At 64.4% G+C, this 15,745-nt stretch carries 19 protein-coding genes; 13 read left to right on the top strand and 6 right to left on the bottom strand.

The genetic code is table 11. The features are described 5' to 3' along the window. The first annotated feature begins 2 nt into the window (after positions 1-2). Both cas10 and BMZ48_RS06505 read left to right on the top strand, forming a co-directional pair. On the top strand, positions 3-3,020 hold the full coding sequence (gene cas10 / locus BMZ48_RS06510) for a type III-B CRISPR-associated protein Cas10/Cmr2 (RefSeq protein WP_091533128.1): 3,018 nt from the start codon (positions 3-5) through the stop codon (positions 3,018-3,020). Then, positions 3,017-4,162, top strand: a complete 1,146-nt coding sequence (locus BMZ48_RS06505; protein WP_091533126.1) for a type III-B CRISPR module-associated protein Cmr3 — start codon at positions 3,017-3,019, stop codon at positions 4,160-4,162. Before cas10 ends, BMZ48_RS06505 begins: the two co-directional genes overlap by 4 nt. Positions 4,163-4,172: 10 nt before the next feature. Here BMZ48_RS06505 and BMZ48_RS06500 read toward each other — a convergent pair whose 3' ends face one another. Together BMZ48_RS06500 and BMZ48_RS13175 are read right to left on the bottom strand one after the other, a co-directional pair. Beyond that, positions 4,173-4,568 (bottom strand): type II toxin-antitoxin system VapC family toxin, encoded by a 396-nt coding sequence (locus BMZ48_RS06500; RefSeq protein ID WP_091533124.1) that lies wholly within the window; start codon positions 4,566-4,568, stop codon positions 4,173-4,175. An 8-nt stretch (positions 4,569-4,576) separates the two neighbouring features. Then, positions 4,577-5,059: a type II toxin-antitoxin system Phd/YefM family antitoxin gene (locus BMZ48_RS13175; RefSeq protein WP_234981552.1), complete on the bottom strand. Its 483-nt coding sequence runs from the start codon at positions 5,057-5,059 to the stop codon at positions 4,577-4,579. On the opposite strand from BMZ48_RS13175, the gene cmr4 reads away from it, so the two are divergent. Beyond that, positions 4,946-5,827 carry a type III-B CRISPR module RAMP protein Cmr4 gene (cmr4, locus tag BMZ48_RS06490; RefSeq protein ID WP_234981551.1) on the top strand — a complete coding sequence of 294 codons (882 nt, stop codon included), beginning with the start codon at positions 4,946-4,948 and terminating at the stop codon, positions 5,825-5,827. The two genes, BMZ48_RS13175 and cmr4, sit on opposite strands and share 114 nt — an antisense overlap. Position 5,828: 1 nt before the next feature. Further along, positions 5,829-6,191, top strand: coding sequence for a type III-B CRISPR module-associated protein Cmr5 (gene cmr5 / locus BMZ48_RS06485; protein ID WP_091533121.1), 363 nt, complete (start codon positions 5,829-5,831; stop codon positions 6,189-6,191). A 20-nt stretch (positions 6,192-6,211) separates the two neighbouring features. Here the strand turns inward: cmr5 and BMZ48_RS06480 are convergent, their stop codons facing one another. Beyond that, the gene (locus BMZ48_RS06480) at positions 6,212-6,619 is read right to left on the bottom strand and encodes a putative toxin-antitoxin system toxin component, PIN family (RefSeq protein ID WP_091533119.1); all 408 of its coding nucleotides are present in this window, start codon (positions 6,617-6,619) and stop codon (positions 6,212-6,214) included. Next, positions 6,616-6,834 carry a CopG family ribbon-helix-helix protein gene (locus BMZ48_RS06475; RefSeq protein ID WP_159431107.1) on the bottom strand — a complete coding sequence of 73 codons (219 nt, stop codon included), beginning with the start codon at positions 6,832-6,834 and terminating at the stop codon, positions 6,616-6,618. Before BMZ48_RS06475 ends, BMZ48_RS06480 begins: the two co-directional genes overlap by 4 nt. Positions 6,835-6,888: 54 nt before the next feature. On the opposite strand from BMZ48_RS06475, the gene cmr6 reads away from it, so the two are divergent. The 4 genes from cmr6 to csx2 are packed head-to-tail and all read left to right on the top strand — an operon-like array spanning position 6,889 to position 10,352. Beyond that, complete coding sequence (gene cmr6, locus BMZ48_RS06470) at positions 6,889-8,235, top strand: type III-B CRISPR module RAMP protein Cmr6 (protein WP_143383644.1); 1,347 nt, start codon at positions 6,889-6,891, stop codon at positions 8,233-8,235. Further along, positions 8,232-8,561, top strand: a complete 330-nt coding sequence (gene csx16, locus BMZ48_RS06465; RefSeq protein WP_091533115.1) for a CRISPR-associated protein Csx16 — start codon at positions 8,232-8,234, stop codon at positions 8,559-8,561. Before cmr6 ends, csx16 begins: the two co-directional genes overlap by 4 nt. Beyond that, on the top strand, positions 8,558-9,076 hold the full coding sequence (locus tag BMZ48_RS06460) for a hypothetical protein (protein WP_091533114.1): 519 nt from the start codon (positions 8,558-8,560) through the stop codon (positions 9,074-9,076). The genes csx16 and BMZ48_RS06460 overlap by 4 nt, the downstream gene beginning before the upstream one ends. Positions 9,077-9,104: 28 nt before the next feature. Further along, a complete protein-coding gene (gene csx2 / locus BMZ48_RS06455) occupies positions 9,105-10,352 on the top strand; it encodes a TIGR02221 family CRISPR-associated protein (RefSeq protein WP_159431106.1) in 1,248 nt (415 codons plus the stop codon). Here the strand turns inward: csx2 and csm6 are convergent. Together csm6 and BMZ48_RS13005 are read right to left on the bottom strand one after the other, a co-directional pair. Beyond that, positions 10,340-11,530 carry a CRISPR-associated ring nuclease Csm6 gene (csm6, locus tag BMZ48_RS06450; RefSeq protein WP_091533110.1) on the bottom strand — a complete coding sequence of 397 codons (1,191 nt, stop codon included), beginning with the start codon at positions 11,528-11,530 and terminating at the stop codon, positions 10,340-10,342. The genes csx2 and csm6 overlap by 13 nt on opposite strands. Positions 11,531-11,619: 89 nt before the next feature. Further along, positions 11,620-12,204 carry a hypothetical protein gene (locus BMZ48_RS13005; protein WP_159431104.1) on the bottom strand — a complete coding sequence of 195 codons (585 nt, stop codon included), beginning with the start codon at positions 12,202-12,204 and terminating at the stop codon, positions 11,620-11,622. A gap of 129 nt (positions 12,205-12,333) precedes the next feature. On the opposite strand from BMZ48_RS13005, the gene cas6 reads away from it, so the two are divergent. From cas6 to cas2, 5 genes are read left to right on the top strand one after another with little or no spacing between them, the layout of a single operon-like run. Continuing rightward, a complete protein-coding gene (gene cas6 / locus BMZ48_RS13000; RefSeq protein WP_159431103.1) occupies positions 12,334-13,296 on the top strand; it encodes a CRISPR system precrRNA processing endoribonuclease RAMP protein Cas6 in 963 nt (320 codons plus the stop codon). Further along, the gene (locus BMZ48_RS06440) at positions 13,293-13,577 is read left to right on the top strand and encodes a CRISPR-associated endonuclease Cas2 (protein WP_091533106.1); all 285 of its coding nucleotides are present in this window, start codon (positions 13,293-13,295) and stop codon (positions 13,575-13,577) included. The genes cas6 and BMZ48_RS06440 overlap by 4 nt, the downstream gene beginning before the upstream one ends. A gap of 4 nt (positions 13,578-13,581) precedes the next feature. Further along, positions 13,582-14,544 carry a CRISPR-associated endonuclease Cas1 gene (gene cas1, locus BMZ48_RS06435; RefSeq protein WP_091533104.1) on the top strand — a complete coding sequence of 321 codons (963 nt, stop codon included), beginning with the start codon at positions 13,582-13,584 and terminating at the stop codon, positions 14,542-14,544. A 17-nt stretch (positions 14,545-14,561) separates the two neighbouring features. Next, positions 14,562-15,338 carry a hypothetical protein gene (locus tag BMZ48_RS12995; protein WP_234981550.1) on the top strand — a complete coding sequence of 259 codons (777 nt, stop codon included), beginning with the start codon at positions 14,562-14,564 and terminating at the stop codon, positions 15,336-15,338. Between the two features lie 17 nt (positions 15,339-15,355). Next, positions 15,356-15,682, top strand: a complete 327-nt coding sequence (gene cas2 / locus BMZ48_RS12990; protein ID WP_159431101.1) for a CRISPR-associated endonuclease Cas2 — start codon at positions 15,356-15,358, stop codon at positions 15,680-15,682. The last annotated feature ends 63 nt before the right edge of the window (positions 15,683-15,745 follow it).

The raw sequence follows: 15,745 nt of genomic DNA, 5'->3' as shown, positions 1-15,745 counted from the left end.
CGATGACCCACGAACTTCTCTGGCAAACCAAACTCGCCGCGCGGCTGCACGATCCGGCGGAGAAGGCGCTGGTGCTGCTGCGCGACCCGGCGGGCCACGAAAACGGCACTTCGCGCGCGCTCCGGCGGCTGCTCGGCTTCGATCGGCTGGCCGAGAACATCGACCCCGACAACGACGAAGCGCTGGTCAGAACGCTCTTCAAAAAAGGCTTGCCGCTGGAGATGTACCGGCATATCCAGCGCGCCGACTGGTGGGCCGCGGCGGCCGATAGGCCGCAGTTCCCGCTGCAGGAAATCACCGTCACGACGAAATCCGGTGAGCAGAAAACCCTGGCGGTGGCCAACTGGGCGCAAGTGCGCTGGGCCAAGAATCCGGTGCTCGTGCATCCGCTGACCGGCGCGCAGTATGACCTTGGCCAACACGGCGGTTTGTCGGATACGGATATCGCGGACATCAAGCAGCGCAGCTTCGATCATTTCTCACGGCTCGTAGCCGCACTCGGTGCAAAAGAGGAAACCAGCCCCGACTGGCGCAAGCTGCTGCTGGCGTTCTGGCGTTTCGGCCCGGAACTGACCGAAGAAGCCGACAACGGCAAACTGGGTGCCCTATGGGGGCTGCTGCCCGCCGACACACGCATTCCGGACCATTCGATCTGGGACCATCTCGATCTGACTTCGGCATTCGCAGGTGCTTTCGTCGCCGACCCGCAGGGCGAGGTGGCCTTGCTGGCGCTGTCTATCGGGCCGGTACAGCCTTTCATTGCTGCCGCGCGCAAGATGGACGACTTGTGGGCCGGCTCGCATTTGCTCTCCCGGCTGGCGTGGGAGGTGATGCAACCGGTGTGCGAGCGGCTGGGGCCGGATGCCATTCTGTTTCCGCGGCTGCGTGGCATCCCGCAGGTGGATCTTTGGCTGCGCGACCGCATGGGCCTGCCGGACAGCCTCTTCGCGGACAGCGACTGGATGCAGGGCGGCGCCGATGCCAATCCGCTGTTTTCGGCGGCGCTTCCCAATCGTTTCGTGGCGGTGGTGCCCGCCAGACAGGGCAAGGACATCGCCGAGGCTTGCACCCGCGCCGTGCGACAGTGGCTGAACGACCTCGGGCGCGATGTGGTCTCGCGCCTCTTGCACGCGGGAGGCTACGACGTCGAGGCGACGACGACTCCTTACGAGCAGATGAAAGCGCAGCTTGCGGGCTTCCCCGAGGTGCACTGGGCATCCGTGCCGTTTGCCTTGATCAAACCAGGCAACCCGGACAAGCAAACCGACCTCGACATCGGCGGTCTGTCCGAAGCGATGGCACCGTTTTTCGGCGTCGAGCCCGGCCAGCCCTGCGGCTTTCTTGCTACGCCGGCATGGCAAGTGCTGCAAAAAGAAATCGACTGGAACGACGGCACGACGTTTTTTGTCCCCAACCCGGGCGTGCTGTACCCAGCGGTGTATGACCTCGCCGAGCGCGTGCTGGCCGCAGCCAAGGCGGTGCGCCCCTTCGAACAAATCAAACAGGAAGGCTGGCGCGATTCCCTGAGCGGTGAGGCCGAGTGGCTCACCACCGACCGCAGCCAACTCACACAACCCGCGGGGCAGCGCCAGGACACCCTCTGGACACGCGTGGCCAAGGCCAAGCCCGCCTGGGCCAAAGAAGGCGAACATCTCGGCGCGCTGTCCGCCATCAAACGCCTGTGGCCGACGGTTTTCGCTGAAGAAGTGGGCCGGGCACTGGCGGCGGGTGAGAAGGGGGAGAAAAAAGACATCGGCCGCTTCGTCGTCTCCACCCACACCATGGCGCTTGCCTACCAGCTCGATCAGTGGCTCGAACGCGGTGGCCTCACCGCCGAGGGTCTGAGTAACCGGCTCAAGCCGGCCGAGACCGCCGCACTGCCACGGCGGCTTGTGCGCCGTCATGCTGCAAACCCGGCGCTTGCCGATGCCAAGCGGATCCCTGCGCTGCTCGATGACGCGCGGGACGCCGAAGACGACAAGGCCTACGAAAACGCAAAGCGCCTTGTCGAGGCCACGCTCGCGCACGGGCGTGGCAGCAAGGACAAAATCCGCCTCGAAACCTACTACGCACTGCTCATGATGGACGGCGACAGGATGGGCGCCATCCTCTCGGGCGACGAAAAGACCGCCATCCTCTTCCGCGCGAGCTTCCATCCCCAGGTGCAGAAAGGCTTCGATCAACGCGCCGCCCAGCAACCGCTCCTCAGGCAGTATGGCGATCAAAAGCGCCCCATCTCCCCCAACCGCCACCTTGCAATTTCCGGCGCGCTCAACGACTTCTCGCAAACCGTCGTGCGCCACGTGGTGGAAGAAGAACACCTGGGGCGCGTCATCTACGCCGGTGGCGACGATGTGCTGGCCATGCTGCCGGTGGCGGACCTGCTGTCGTGCATGCAGCGGCTGCGCCACGCGTATTCCGGTGTCGATTCTGACCATGAGGGCGGTGTATGGCAAGGATTGACGCTGCAGCAGGGCTTTGCCGCACTCAAGAAGAGGCAACGGCTGCAGGTCATGCGCATGATGGGTGAGCACGCCACGGCCTCCTGCGGCGCCATCATCGCCCACCACCAGGCTCCACTTTCGGCCGTGCTGCGCGAGCTGCGCAGCGCAGAAAAACGCGCCAAGGGCGAAGGTGGGCGCGATGCGTTTTCCATCACCGTGCTCAAGCGCTCGGGCGGGGCCCTCTACCTCACGGCCCAATGGGGCGAGCCGGTGGCGCTCCTCAACGAACTGATCGCCTTCCTGCGCGCGGAGGACACCTCGCGCCGCGCCGTCTATCACACGCTCGAATGGCTGCGCGACTTGCCCGAGCCCCAAAGCAACCCGGAGATGCTGGAGCGTCTGCTGGCGTACCAACTTGCGCGGCAGTCGGGCAGCGACCCGCGCGCAGCCTCTCTGGCCCAGCGACTGGCCCGGCTGGCCGCGGCGCAGCCACACAACGGTCGGCAGTGGCTGGAGAACTTTTTGACTGTGGCCGAGTTTTTAGCCCGTGAGACCCGCAGCGGAGGCCAAGCATGAGCGCCCTTTTTCTCGAACCCCTGGACGTCCTGTTCCTGCGCGGCAACAAGCTCTTCGGCGACCCGGGCAGCTTTGGCGAGGCGCTGGTGCCGCCGTGGCCGTCGGTGGCCGCTGGCGCGCTGCGCAGCCGCATGCTGGCCGATGCGGGCGTGGATTTGGCGGCGTTTGCGCGCGGGCAGGTCGAACACCCGGCACTGGGCAGCCCGCAAAAGCCGGGGCCTTTTAGCGTGGTCGCCTTTCACGTGGCGCGCCGCGCGGCCGATGGCCGGGTGGAGCTCTTGATGCAACCGCCGGCGGATCTGGTCATCAGCGAGCCTGAGAAAGGCCCGATCCAAGTCAAGTCCCTTACCCCCACCTCTGTCCCGAAGGGCGAGGGGATTGCGAGCTCGGCCCCGTTGCCGCTGCTGCCGGTGCTGGCCGAAGCCGAGCGCAGCAAGCCTGCAAGCGGCTATTGGCTCACCGAATCCGGCTGGCGCAAATACCTGCGCGGCGAAACGCCGGCAGCCGAAGACCTGGTCAAGTCGAGCGCGCTGTGGTCGTTCGATCATCGCGTCGGCGTGGGGCTGGACGCTGCGCGCCGCCGTGCCGAGGACGGCAAACTATTTTCCATGCAGGCGGTGGCGCTCAAGCCCGGTGTGGGCTTCGTTGCCCGCGTGGCAGGGGCCGAGCCGCCCACCACTGGCACCGTGCGGCTGGGCGGCGATGGCCGCGCCGCTGCTTTGCACTCGGTGCAACTGCACTGGCCCGAGCCTGACTACGACGCCATCGCCCAAGCGCGCCGCTGCCGCTTGGTGCTCGTCAGCCCCGGCATCTTCGAGCGCGGCTGGCTGCCCACCGGTACCGGCGACGCGTCGGACAGCGGCGTGCGCTTCGAACTGCACGGCGTGCGCGGCCACATCGTCTGCGCCGCCGTGCCCCGCGCCGAAGTCGTCTCCGGCTGGGACCTTGCGCACAGGCGGCCCAAGCCCGCACAGCGCGTGGCGCCCACCGGCAGCGTGTACTGGCTGGAACTCGGCGAAGGCGTCACCGCACAGGCCCTGCGCGAGCTTGTCAATCTCGGCCTGTGGACGGACGAAGACCACGCTACGAACCCGCGCCGCGCCGAAGGCTTCAACCGTGCAGCGCTTGCTCTCTGGAGCTAACACGATGCATTCACACCCAAAGCGTTCGGATCGGATAGCGCTGGATGGTGGGGTCTGGCGTCACCAGCGTCAGCGCGCCCTCGATCGCCTGGCAGATCAGCATGCGGTCGAAGGGGTCGCGGTGCAGCACAGGCAGATGGGTCAAGTGTCGCAAGTCCTGCTCCAGCAGGGGGCGTCTTTCAAAGCCCGAAGCATCGAGAGTCTTCACCAGAAAGGCATAGGGTTCATCGCCTTCGGTACGGATGCGGATTTTGCCGAGGCGCACCTTGACCAGAACCTCCCACAATGTGACCACGCTGACCACGATGGCGATGGCGGGGTCGCTGATGGTGTCCCGGACCTTGGGCGGCAAGCGGTCCGGTTCGGCCAGCCACCACAGCAGCGTGCAGGTATCGAGCAAGTACATCGCGCGCGTCAACCCTTCCAGTTCGGGTGCAACGGATCGTCGGGCCGGATTTCGTACCAATCCGCCAGTTCTTCCTCGCTCATGGGCGCAAAGGCGTCAGGCGCGATTTCGATCAATCCCTTCGCCAGCCCGATCGGGCGCCGCTTTTCGGGCGCTGGCTTGGATGCGGGCCGCAGCTCCGCCACCGGCTTGTTGCGCCGCGCGATCACGATCGTCTCGCCGGCTTCCACGCGGGCGAGGTATTCGGACAGATGGGCCTTCGCCTCGTGAATATTGACTATTTCCATGACGAGCGGATCCACAACATGACCAAGTTCAGGAGATTCTAGACCATGTTTGAGAAGCATGCAGCCGTCTTCCTCTACGCCGTCAGCCCCGTGCACTTGGGCGCCGGTCAGGCCATCGGGGTCATCGACAACCCCATCCAGCGCGAGCGCCACACCGGGCATCCCTGCTTTGCCGGCTCCGGCATCAAAGGTGCGGTGCGGCATGCCTGGGAGGCACTCGGTGGAGACAAGGATCACCTCACGCGCCTATTCGGCCCTGAATCCGGCAGCACAGAGCTGCACGCAGGGGCCATCAGCTTCGGGGATGCACAGACCGTTCTGCTGCCCGTCCGCTCGCTCAAGGGTGGCTATGTGTACGCCACCTGCCCCACGGCCATCGAGCGCGCGCGGCGGCTGTTGAAGTTGATCAACCTGAAATGCGACTGGCCCGCCCTGCCTGCGGTCGAGGAAGGCCACTGCCTGCTGGCCAACCCGGCGCTGGCGACGGTACGAACAAAAGACGTGTCCGTACTGCACCTCGAAGCCTTCGAATACACCGCGAAGGACAACGACAGCGCGGCGGCCAAAGCAATCGGGGCGTGGCTTGCCCAACACGCGCTGCCGGAAGACAAGGCCTACGCCTTCTTCCGCGAAAAACTCAAGACCGACCTCGTGGTGCTCTCCGACACCGACTTCGCCTACTTTTCCGAGCACGCGATGCTGGTCGAGCCGCACGTGCGCATCAATGACGAAACCGGCACCGCTGATGACGGAGGGTTGTTCTACACCGAAAACCTGCCGCCTGAGTCGCTGCTCGTTGCGCCGTTGCTCACGAGCCAAACGCGGACGGGGCAGGGCAAAGACAACGAGCTGCGGGCCGAGGCGGTGATGACCCAGCTCAAGACCGTCATCGGCGGCAGGTTGCTGCAGATTGGCGGCGATGCCACGACGGGGCGGGGATTGGTGGTTGCGAAAGTCGTCGGAGGAGATTGAGATGGCCACACTGGAACAACGACGCGCGCAGGATGCATGGAATGCCTCTGCCAACTACACGGAGAAGCACGCGAAGTTTGCCAAAGGTATGCCGGCCCTGATCATGAACTCGGGCCTCATGCAGGTTCTCGCGTTCTGCCACGAAAAAGGCCAGAAGGAAGCCGGCCTCCACTACGGCCGTGTGGCCGAAGACCTCCAGCGCTGGCTTGCGCGCCGCTTCCCGAACGCACTCCCGTCGTCCGACTTCGAACCCTTCATGCAAGCGCTGATGAAAGCGGACCCGCGAACCTACCAAACGATCACCGCCGAAGCCTTCGCCTGGCTCAAATGGCTGCGGCAGATGGCGAGCGCGCGCCTGGGGTGAATGGGATGGGAATCACGACATCAAGCCAGCCCGCGCAGCCGGAGGTACGCCGCGCGCGGCTCGACGATGGGCATGGTCTCCACGGCGCCCAGCGCGATGAGCGCCTTGTCACCGGTGACGAAAAGATCGGCGCTGGCGGCGAGCGCGGCGGCTACGATGGGCGCGTCATCAGGGTCGGCGACTCCGGCCAGCGGCCTCGGGGCAGAGGGCACGAGCGTGACGAACTCGGCAAAGAAACGCTCGGCCTTGCGAAGGACAGGTTCGGGGACACCGAACTTGTTTGCCGCGATGCGGCGAAACTCGCTCAGCACCTGTGCATCGACGAGGAGTTCTGCCTCGTTGGCAACGAGCAGTTCCAGCAACTCGGCGCACAGCCCGCGCCCGAAACGTGCGGCAAGCCACACGTTGGTGTCGAGAAAGACCCTCACGAGAAATCGTGGAAGAAGTCTTCATCGGTCAGATATCCCGCACGCTCGGCATACGGTCGCAGAAGCGCTTGCGTGCGGCGCAGCTCAGCCCGGGCCATCTGCTGTCGAATAAAACCGCGCACGAGATCGCTTTTCGTGCGATGGGTCTCTTTTGCCAGCCGGGTGAGCTCTGCGTCGAGCTTGTCATCGAGCCGGATCGTCAAGGTCGTGGACATTGCACCAATCTCCTTTCGCATGAATGTAAGACAACGTAACACAGGGGTCTAGCCATGCCGATTGCTGCCGTACCCGCCTACATGGGCCAGGATTTCAAGGATGCTTCGCCAGGGATGCGGTTTGGGATGTGCCTCAAGCTCTGGGGGATCAACCGACGCACCCGCGCGCTGCTCTGGCAGACCTATGATCTTGATTACGAGGTTCGAGGACAGGCGCGGCAGGAGCGAGAGGTCAAAGTGGAAAACAAGACGAGTGCGCTCACCGATGCGAGATGCTTGTGCAAAGCCGATCGAGACCGGCTCTCTGCTCTCGCCGCGAGGCAGGCAGCGCTTGTGCAATTCTGTCAGCCCGAGTCACTGCTTTGTCTCCACGCGACTGCCACCGCCCCCTTCACCACCGGGCTGGGCAACGAGCACCCCCTGGAAAACGGCTTCTCGTTCCTCTGGCCCTATGGTCTGCCCTACCTGCCCGGCAGCGGGGTCAAAGGCGTGCTGCGCCGAGCGGCGCAAGAGCTTGCGCAAGGGCTGTGGGAAAACGCTCGCGGCTGGGGAGGGTTTGACCAGCCTGCTTACGAAATCGAGATCGGATCGGGCAAAAACAAATCCCGTATCCGGCTTTCTGTTCTGGATGTCCTCTTTGGCCGCGAGCCGCTCTCGGGCGACTCAAACGCCGTGCGCGGGGTGCTTTCCTTCTGGGACGTCATTCCTGACATCAAGGGCGACAGTCTTATGGTCGAGATCATGACCCCGCACCAGTCGCACTATTACCAGTGGAAGAAAGACCACCGAGACAGCCTCATTCCGGTCAATCCCCACGACTCCGGGCAGCCAACCCCGATCGCGTTTCTTACCGTCCCGCCGGGTTCGCGCTTTGCCTTTCACGTCGTGTGCGATATGCGACACCTTAAGCAGCTGACCCAAAACCGCACAAGTGATGCGCCCGATCTGCTGGAGATCACGAACGGCCGCCCGCGCTGGCAGGTTCTGCTCGAAGCTGCGTTCGGGCACGCGTTCGCGTGGCTTGGGTTTGGTGCCAAGACGGCGGTGGGTTACGGCGCCATGCAGCGTGATCAAGAGGCTGAGGCAGAACGCAAGGTGCAAGCTGATGAACGGGCGCGTGCGGCGCAGTGCGCGGCGATGACCGAGGCCCAGCGCGCCATCCAGGACTTCTGCGATTACATGCAAAAGCGTTACGAGCAATTGCGCGGTAGGCCCGTTCGTCCCAATGGCGAGGAACACAACCGCGCCCGCCGGCTTGTCCAAGCTGCGCAAGGGTGGTCCACCGAGGACCGATGTGCTGCGGCAGATGCGGTCGAAGAATGGCTGCCCAAGGTGGTTCAGGTTGATATCAAGGACGAGCGCAAAAAACTGGGGCTCAATAAGCTGCGAAGCACGTCATGACCACCTGGCTGGTTTCCCGACATTCCGGCGCGGTTGAGTGGCTCGCCGCGCACGGATATGCGGATGCGCGGCATGTGACGCATCTGGAGCTCGATGAGATCCGGCCTGGCGATGTGATCGTCGGCACGCTGCCGGTGCATTTGATCGCCCAGGCCTGCGCCCGGGGCGCGCGGTATTTCAACCTCTCGCTGGATGTCCCGGAAGCCTGGCGCGGACGTGAGCTTTCCGTCGCGGAGCTCGAGGCCTGCGGGGCACGGCTGGAGGAATATCAGGTGCGTTCCGTCAATGCCCCGAAGCCTGTGCAGGGTATCGAGGACTCTCCGTGAGCGTTGAATCTTGGTGGACTCTCGTCGATCGCATCGGCATCGTCGTCGGGCTGGTTGTGGCCGTGCCGATTTTCTGGACATGGTGGCAGGTGACGTTCGGTATCCAGCGTCGGCGTCGGCGCTGGCTACGGGAAATCTCCCAAACACCGGGCGCGCGTCCCGGAGTGCTGATCATTGATCAACTGGCCGGGCGCGACGTCCGCGTTGCGGTTGAGCGCTATCTCGCCTCCAACCCGGCGCTGGCCGCGATTCCCAGCGATCGCAGACAAGTGGTCAAACGCGATTCGATGCTCATGCCGGAGCACACAGCCGATTTTGCCCGCGATCTGCGCAGTGCCGTACGGCGGCTACAGGATGCTGGCGTGGACGTGATTCACTGCTTTCATGCCGGCCCTGATGTCTCGGCGATGATCGCCGGTGCCGAACTGTCCAATGGTCCACGGGTTCTGCTCTATCACTTCGAGCAGGGCTCTTATCAGAATTTCGGTCCGCTGGAACCTCTGCGGATGAATTGAGAGGCCGTCCCCAGGCGTAATGCAAACCATGGGCATCGTATTGATTACATTCCTGGGCCGCGCTCCCAGAGACGAAAAAGGCTATCGCACCACGACGTACCGTTTCCCCGACGGCTCACCGACGCAGTCGGTTGCCTTCTTGGGTTGGGCTTTGGTTCAGCGCCTGCGTCCGCAGCGCGTGGTGGTTCTCGGCACCGTGGGCAGTATGTGGGATCATTTGTTCGAGCGGGACACCACGCTCGAAGCGGGCGAGGCGCAGCGGCTGGCGCTTATCGAGGCGGTTCAGCGTCAGGAAGCGACGCAGTCCCAGCTCGACGCCATGGCGCCGTTGCTCAACGACGCCTGGGGCTGCCAGGTCTGTCTGCGCATCATTCCCTACGCGCGCGATCTCGGCGAGCAGGCCGGTATCCTGCAGGCGATGGCCGAGCAGGTGAACCAGCAAGACTGCGTGCATCTGGATGTCACCCACGGTTTTCGGCATTTGCCGATGCTCGCCTTGCTGTCGGCCCTGCATCTGCAACTGGTGCGCAAGGCGCGCATCGAAGGCATCTGGTACGGCAGCTTTGATCCAGACACCGGAGATGCGCCGGTGCTCGATCTGTCTGGGCTGCTGAGAATCGCAGACGCCATACAAACGTTCGCCCGCTTCGAAAAAGACGGTGATTACGGCATTCTCGAACCCTTGCTGCGCTCGGCAGGATTGGCCGAGCACAGTTGCGAGAACTTGCGCAAGGCGGCGTATTACGAAAACACCTTGAATCTTACCGCCGCAACGGGTGAGCTGCGGCGCGCGCGTTCCGCACTTAAGACGGCCCAGCTTGCGCCCGAGGGCGCCTTGCTGCTACCGGCGATCGACGAACGCCTGGCCTGGCTCGACGGAGAGAGCCAGTCCGAAAAGCAGATCCGTCTGGCGCGGCTTGCGTTGGAGCGGCGCGATTATCTGCGCGCGACGCTTTATGCCTTCGAAGCGGTGATCACGGCGGTTTGCCGCATCCATGGAGTCCGCATCGAAGATTTCGATGCGCGGGATGCCAAGCGCAGGGAATACGAAGAAACCCTCAAGGCGGCCGCTTGCAGGAAAGACAAAGATGATTATTTCCTGCTGAAGAACCTGCGCAACCAGCTCGCTCACGGCACGCGGGGAACCGTCGGCGAGGTGCAACGGACGCTGCTCGATGAACCCTCGATGCGCCGGGCCCTGGATCGAATCATCGGGAAAATCGAGCGCAAGGAAATGCCGGATCCAGTCCTTATCCAGCCCGATCAAAACGGCTGAGCAGCCTCTTCCGGCTCGATGATCTCGTGCGAGGCTAGCCCCAGACCGTAGCGCCCGCTGCGGTTTTCGAGTCGGCGCACATGATACGGCGAGTCCTCGTCCAGGATCCGGCCGAGTGCAGCGTTGAGGCGTGCCAGGGTGCGGTCGAACTGGTTGATCAAATCCTGCGGATCCTGGACGCCGGTGCCGCAGGGTGCATGGCGCGCGCTGCACCCGTTGAGGCAGCGCTGGAATTCATCGAGCGGCAGATTCTTGCGTTGGATGGGATCCCCACGCTTCCAGAGGCGTGCGATCAGCCAGTACAGCGCAAGCTGCAGCGGCGGCAGGTGCAGCTCCAGGCGCGATCGGCCGATACGCACCATGCCATCTTCCGGTGCGAATTCCAGTCGGCGTGGCTCCAGCATGCGCGCGCGGCGCGCCACGGTTTCGGAGAAGCTCGGTGGGGTGCGCCTGGACGTGCCGTTTGGATCCGCGCCCATGCGCACGAACGGCAGATCCACCAGATCCACCTGCGCGCTGCCGGTATCCACCGTGCCGCCGCCGGGCAGGGCGAGTTTTAACCCGGGTTGCGGAAAATAAAACTCCGGCAAGGTGTCGAAGGGGGCGCTGATCAATACATGGCTCAGGCTATCCTGAGCGCGGCCATACAGCGCCATCGCCGTACCCAGGTAATAGCCCATCGTCTTGCGCCCGCCGGCGAGCGAGGCGTGGATCGCGCACCGCGGATCGCTGGCCAGCTCGCGCACGCAACCGACGATGAAATCGCCAACCGCGACGCTGTCGGCCGCATTGCGAATATCCTCCAGTGGCGCCTGGTCGCTGCCCGGCAGGACGCGGATCTGCACGGAGGCTGGATACATGCCGGCGTTGGCATGGACACTTTGGGCAAACACCGCGCGGATGCGGTCCTGCGCACCGCCGACCAGCCCCTCCTCGGCCAGTTTTTTGCCCTTGCTCGTCGTCAGCAGCACGATCTCGGTAGGCACGAACGCGGGCGTGCGCCTGAGCAGGGCGTAGAGCGTTTCCGTCACCACTGCAGGCGACAGGCCCGTCAGGCACAAAAGCACGCGCCGGGGATACTCGTGCGGTGCGATGGGGCGCTCCGGCTCTTGCCCGGCCTGTGGCCGATGAATCTTTGCGCCGCCCGTAGTGGTCTTCTCTGGAGCAGGATGCGCCATCTCCCTGTCCGCTCTTGCGGATTCCCGGCGGGGATTTTCCGCCGCGCGCGGGCCGAGGGCAACGCCCGGATCATGCGGCTTGGCCGGGCTCAGTAGGCGTTACCCTCCTTGAGGGCCTGCCGCTCGAGCTCGCTCTTTTCTTCGGCTTCGATTTGCGCGGAAAACTTGTTGGTGGCTGCGGTGTCGGCGAGTATGAGCTTTGTCGTCGTGTCCGGCCAGTCGCGGGTGACTGCCACCGCTGTCCCTCCCGGCATATGCCACACCGCAGTGACCGCGCCCACGGCTACCGTGCCATGCTGCTCGGAAGGCGGCCCGTACTTGGCGCTTACGCGGTCGATCACCCGTTGAACCTGCTGAACGTCCATGAACGAGGGCAGCGTGTACGTGGCGAATGCAAAGCGGTTGTCGCCTCTGGTGTAGCACACGAGCAACTCGCTCGCCTCGCTGAGCTGGCCATTGACCTTGTATCGATCGCAGGGTTCGCGATCATCTTCAGACTGGACACCCAAGCCCGCCTTGGCCAGCGTCTGGCGCAACTGCGCGCGCGTGGCGTCCTTGAGTGGCGTGCCGAACAGCATCAGCGGTTCTTTCTTGCCCGCGCTTTGGGCGAGCATCGGCAGCGCCAGCGCAAAGGCCACAAGCGTGCCGCGGAAGATCTGCGTATACAGGTTCATGTCGATGCCTCTGTCGATCCGTGTTGCTCGATGGTCGTGGCGCAGACTACGCGCATTCCCCGCGCACCTCGCTTTTCGGCAAGCTTTCCGTTCTCTCCGGACTTCCGGTTTCCCGGACAGGATGGTCTTATGGACTACACGGCAGACTCAGGCCTCGGTACCCGCATTTCTCTGCGCCTTGCACGCTATCGGGCGCGTTTTTCCGAAGCGGTCGTGCGTGGCAGCGCCAAGTCTGATCTCGCGGGCGATGCCTGGCGCCGCGCGCTAGGTCCGGCGCTCAAGCGCCAGTACTGCGTGACCGGGCTTGCGAACTGCAAGGCCTGCCCGCTCTATCACGAATGCCCGTTCGCATACCTTTGGTTCACCCCGCCGCCGCGGGATGCCGTGGTCATGCGCAAGTACGAATCCGCGCCGCATCCTTACGTCCTGCATCCTGCCGGCGATGCTGCCGTGGAATTCGTGCTGATCGGCAAGGCCAATGACACTCTGGCCGTTTTCATTGCCGCGCTCGAGCAGGCGGCGGTGGCGCTTGCGCGCAATGCCCGGAAACACCCGCGGCTCGCCGCGCTGGAACACGCCACGGCTTTTTCCGCGGATGCTGAGCCGCACTGGGGCACCTTGGCCCATCATCGCTCGCCGGCACCTCTGATCGAGCCGCAGATTCCGCCGGCGCCGCCGGCCTGCCGCATCGAGCTGCTTGCGCCCCTGCGCGTCAAGCACCAGGGCCGCTATGCCGATCCGCAGCATTTCGAATTTGCCGATCTGTTCGGCAACCTGCTGCGCCGTATTTCCTTGATGGCGTACTTCCATGGCGGCGTCGAATGGACCGCCGACTTCGCCGCGCTCATGCAGGACGCCCGGCGGATTTCGGTGCACGCCGAACTGAGCAGGCGACGCCTGCAACGCCCCGGGCGCAACGCGCCGTGGTTTGGGCTTGCCGGCCGGCTCGACCTGCGCGGGGCGCAACTCCCCGCCCTGTGGCCTTACCTCTGGCTGGGTCAACTCATCCACGCCGGTAGCGGCGCAACCTTTGGCCTGGGCCGCTACCGCATTGTGGCACAGACGGAGTCCGCACAGCAGACCGCATCGTGATCAGCCGTCAACTGTTCCTCGTGGCCTACGATGTGCGCGATCCAGAGCGCCTCCATCGCGTCTTACAGTGTGTTGGCGCTTACTCGCTGGGCGGGCAGAAGTCCGTGCACGAATGCCCGCTCTCCCAGGCCGAACGCAAGGCACTGATCGCCGACTCCACGGTTCTGCTCGACCCGGCAGAAGATCGCATGCTGCTGATGCATCTGGATCCGCGCGCACGCGTGTTCACCCTGGGGCGCGCCCAGCCGCCGCAGACCGGGCAGTTTTTCTATTTCGGCTGAAGCCATGGCCACCCTCTGGCTGGACCAAAAAGACCTCGAGCTGCGTGCCGAAGCGGATACGCTGATCATCGAGCGTCAGGGCGAGCGCCTGCAGCGCCTGCCCGTGGCGCTGCTCGAACGCGCTGTGATTCAAAGCAAGGTGCGCCTGGACAGCACCGTGCTTGGAGCGCTGGCCGAAGCCGGGGTGGCCACCCTCATTCTCTCGCCCCGGCACGCCCGCCGCACCGCGCTGGTGCTGGGACTGCCGCATGCCGATGCCTCGGTGAGACTGGCTCAATACCGCGCCTGCGAAGACGCAGACTTTTGCCTGCGTCTTTCGCGCGTATTGGTGCGCGCCAAGATCCAGCGCTGCCGCATCGTGCTTGGGCACGCCCTGACGCTGCGCGGCGATCTGCGCTATCCGCTGACGCAGGCTCTGGAGCGGCTCGCCCGACTTCGGCAGAGCCTGGCTGAGGATGCGCGATCAATTCAAACCCTGCGGGGTATCGAAGGTGCTGCGGCCGCTGCTTACTTTGCTGCGTACACCCAACTGTTTGCCTCCGAACTTGGCTTTACGGAGCGCAACCGCCGTCCCCCTCGGGACCCGGTCAACGCCGTGCTTTCCCTCGCATACACCCTGCTGCACTTCGAGGCCGTGCGTCTTGCCCATGCCCATGGACTGGACCCCTCCCTCGGTTTCTTCCACGATCTGGCCTATGGCCGGGAATCTCTGGCCTGCGACCTCATCGAACCCGTGCGCGCCGAAGTGGATCACTGGGTCTGGCGCCTGTTTGCCGAGCGCCAGCTTCGTGCCGAACACTTCTCGCGCGATGGCGGCGCCGTCCTGCTCGGTAAAGCCGGGCGTGCGATCTTCTACCAGGCCCACGAAACCGCCACGGCTCAGTGGAGCCGTCGCCTGCGTCGCTACACACGCGCCCTGGTGCGGATACTGCGTGCCCATACCGCAACCGCGGAGCACGGCACATGAACGCCATCCCTGCTCCAGTGCGGCGTGCGCCCGATGCCCAGCCGCTGTACCTGTTCCCCACCGGGCCGGCTACCCTTGCTGCTGATGCCACGGCCTACCTCGTCAAGCTACAGGATCGATCTCCGGCGCGTTGCCCGTTTGCCCGCGTCAGCCGGTTGATTCTGGACTCGACCCACGTCGTGCTCGACCCCGGCGCCCTGCGCGCAGCGCTGATTCAGGCCCATCCCATCGTTTTTGTCGATAACCAAGGCCAAATACGGGCACAACTCCTCCCTGAAACGACCGCTACGGCCCCTCCCGCTGACCTGCTCGATGAATTCTTCGCCCTGCCGGTATCGGGCACCTATTACGACGACTGGTTACGTCACGCCCGTGCCCTGGCGCTCAGCCAGGTTGAGACTGGCGTGTCATCACGCGCAGCACGCATGGCTCGCGAACGGCTACGACGACAATTCATCCACCACCTGCGGTCTGTGCCGCCGTTGCCGCCGGAACGCGCCCTGCTGTCCGCTGCCATTGCCGGTCTTGTGGCCGAGTGCATCCAGGAGCGACGACTCCGTGCGCGCTACATCCTCGACGATGGCCGATGTGCCCCGCTGGCTGCCGACCTGCGCAGCCTTGTCCTGCTCATGTTCCACGCGCGCGCGGCGGACCAGACCCGTCCGCTGTCCTCAGGCGGGCCGTGGACGCTCCACGAACTCGAGCATCAACGTGGACAGATCACCGGCCTTTTGCATCGCTGCATCAGCGACCTGCTGCGCAGCGCGGCGGAGCATGTCGAACGTGGATTTTGAGTGCGCAAGAATTCGATATGTCCGAATACGATGCCCGCGGCTATCTGATCGCCTACGACATCGCCGATGCCCGCCGCTGGCGGCGCGTGCACCGCCTGGTCAGCGGCATCGCCGTGCCCATCCAGTATTCCGTGTTTCTCGCCCCGTGTCTGACCCGGCGCGAACTGGACCAAAGCGTCGAACAACTGCGCGCACAAATCCACGACAAACAGGACGACATTCGCATCTACCCGCTGCCGACGCCTCCCACCGTATACTTCTACGGCCCCAATCCACTGCCCGCAGGAGAGGGCTTACTTCAGGAAAAGCCATTGTGGGTACCCATTCAGGCACTTTTGGACTAGAGTCGTAAGGCAGCTCATGCGCTCTTTAAAAATCTGGCAAGCCCCATCGCAAGGCGCTGAAAA

Source organism: Fontimonas thermophila, assembly GCF_900113085.1.
Taxonomy (GTDB): domain Bacteria; phylum Pseudomonadota; class Gammaproteobacteria; order Nevskiales; family Nevskiaceae; genus Solimonas; species Solimonas thermophila.
The sequence above is the reverse complement of the archived record's forward strand: the minus strand, read 5'-3'. Positions and strand labels throughout refer to the sequence as shown.

Coding starts and splice junctions, on each gene's coding strand:
- cas10 (WP_091533128.1), top strand. CDS start 3: ATGACCCACGAACTTCTCTGGCAAACCAAACTCGCCGCGCGGCTGCAC.
- BMZ48_RS06505 (WP_091533126.1), top strand. CDS start 3,017: ATGAGCGCCCTTTTTCTCGAACCCCTGGACGTCCTGTTCCTGCGCGGC.
- BMZ48_RS06500 (WP_091533124.1), bottom strand. CDS start 4,568: ATGTACTTGCTCGATACCTGCACGCTGCTGTGGTGGCTGGCCGAACCG.
- BMZ48_RS13175 (WP_234981552.1), bottom strand. CDS start 5,059: ATGCCGCACCGCACCTTTGATGCCGGAGCCGGCAAAGCAGGGATGCCC.
- cmr5 (WP_091533121.1), top strand. CDS start 5,829: ATGGCCACACTGGAACAACGACGCGCGCAGGATGCATGGAATGCCTCT.
- BMZ48_RS06475 (WP_159431107.1), bottom strand. CDS start 6,834: ATGTCCACGACCTTGACGATCCGGCTCGATGACAAGCTCGACGCAGAG.
- cmr6 (WP_143383644.1), top strand. CDS start 6,889: ATGCCGATTGCTGCCGTACCCGCCTACATGGGCCAGGATTTCAAGGAT.
- csx16 (WP_091533115.1), top strand. CDS start 8,232: ATGACCACCTGGCTGGTTTCCCGACATTCCGGCGCGGTTGAGTGGCTC.
- csx2 (WP_159431106.1), top strand. CDS start 9,105: ATGGGCATCGTATTGATTACATTCCTGGGCCGCGCTCCCAGAGACGAA.
- csm6 (WP_091533110.1), bottom strand. CDS start 11,530: ATGGCGCATCCTGCTCCAGAGAAGACCACTACGGGCGGCGCAAAGATT.
- BMZ48_RS13005 (WP_159431104.1), bottom strand. CDS start 12,204: ATGAACCTGTATACGCAGATCTTCCGCGGCACGCTTGTGGCCTTTGCG.
- cas6 (WP_159431103.1), top strand. CDS start 12,334: ATGGACTACACGGCAGACTCAGGCCTCGGTACCCGCATTTCTCTGCGC.
- cas1 (WP_091533104.1), top strand. CDS start 13,582: ATGGCCACCCTCTGGCTGGACCAAAAAGACCTCGAGCTGCGTGCCGAA.
- cas2 (WP_159431101.1), top strand. CDS start 15,356: ATGTCCGAATACGATGCCCGCGGCTATCTGATCGCCTACGACATCGCC.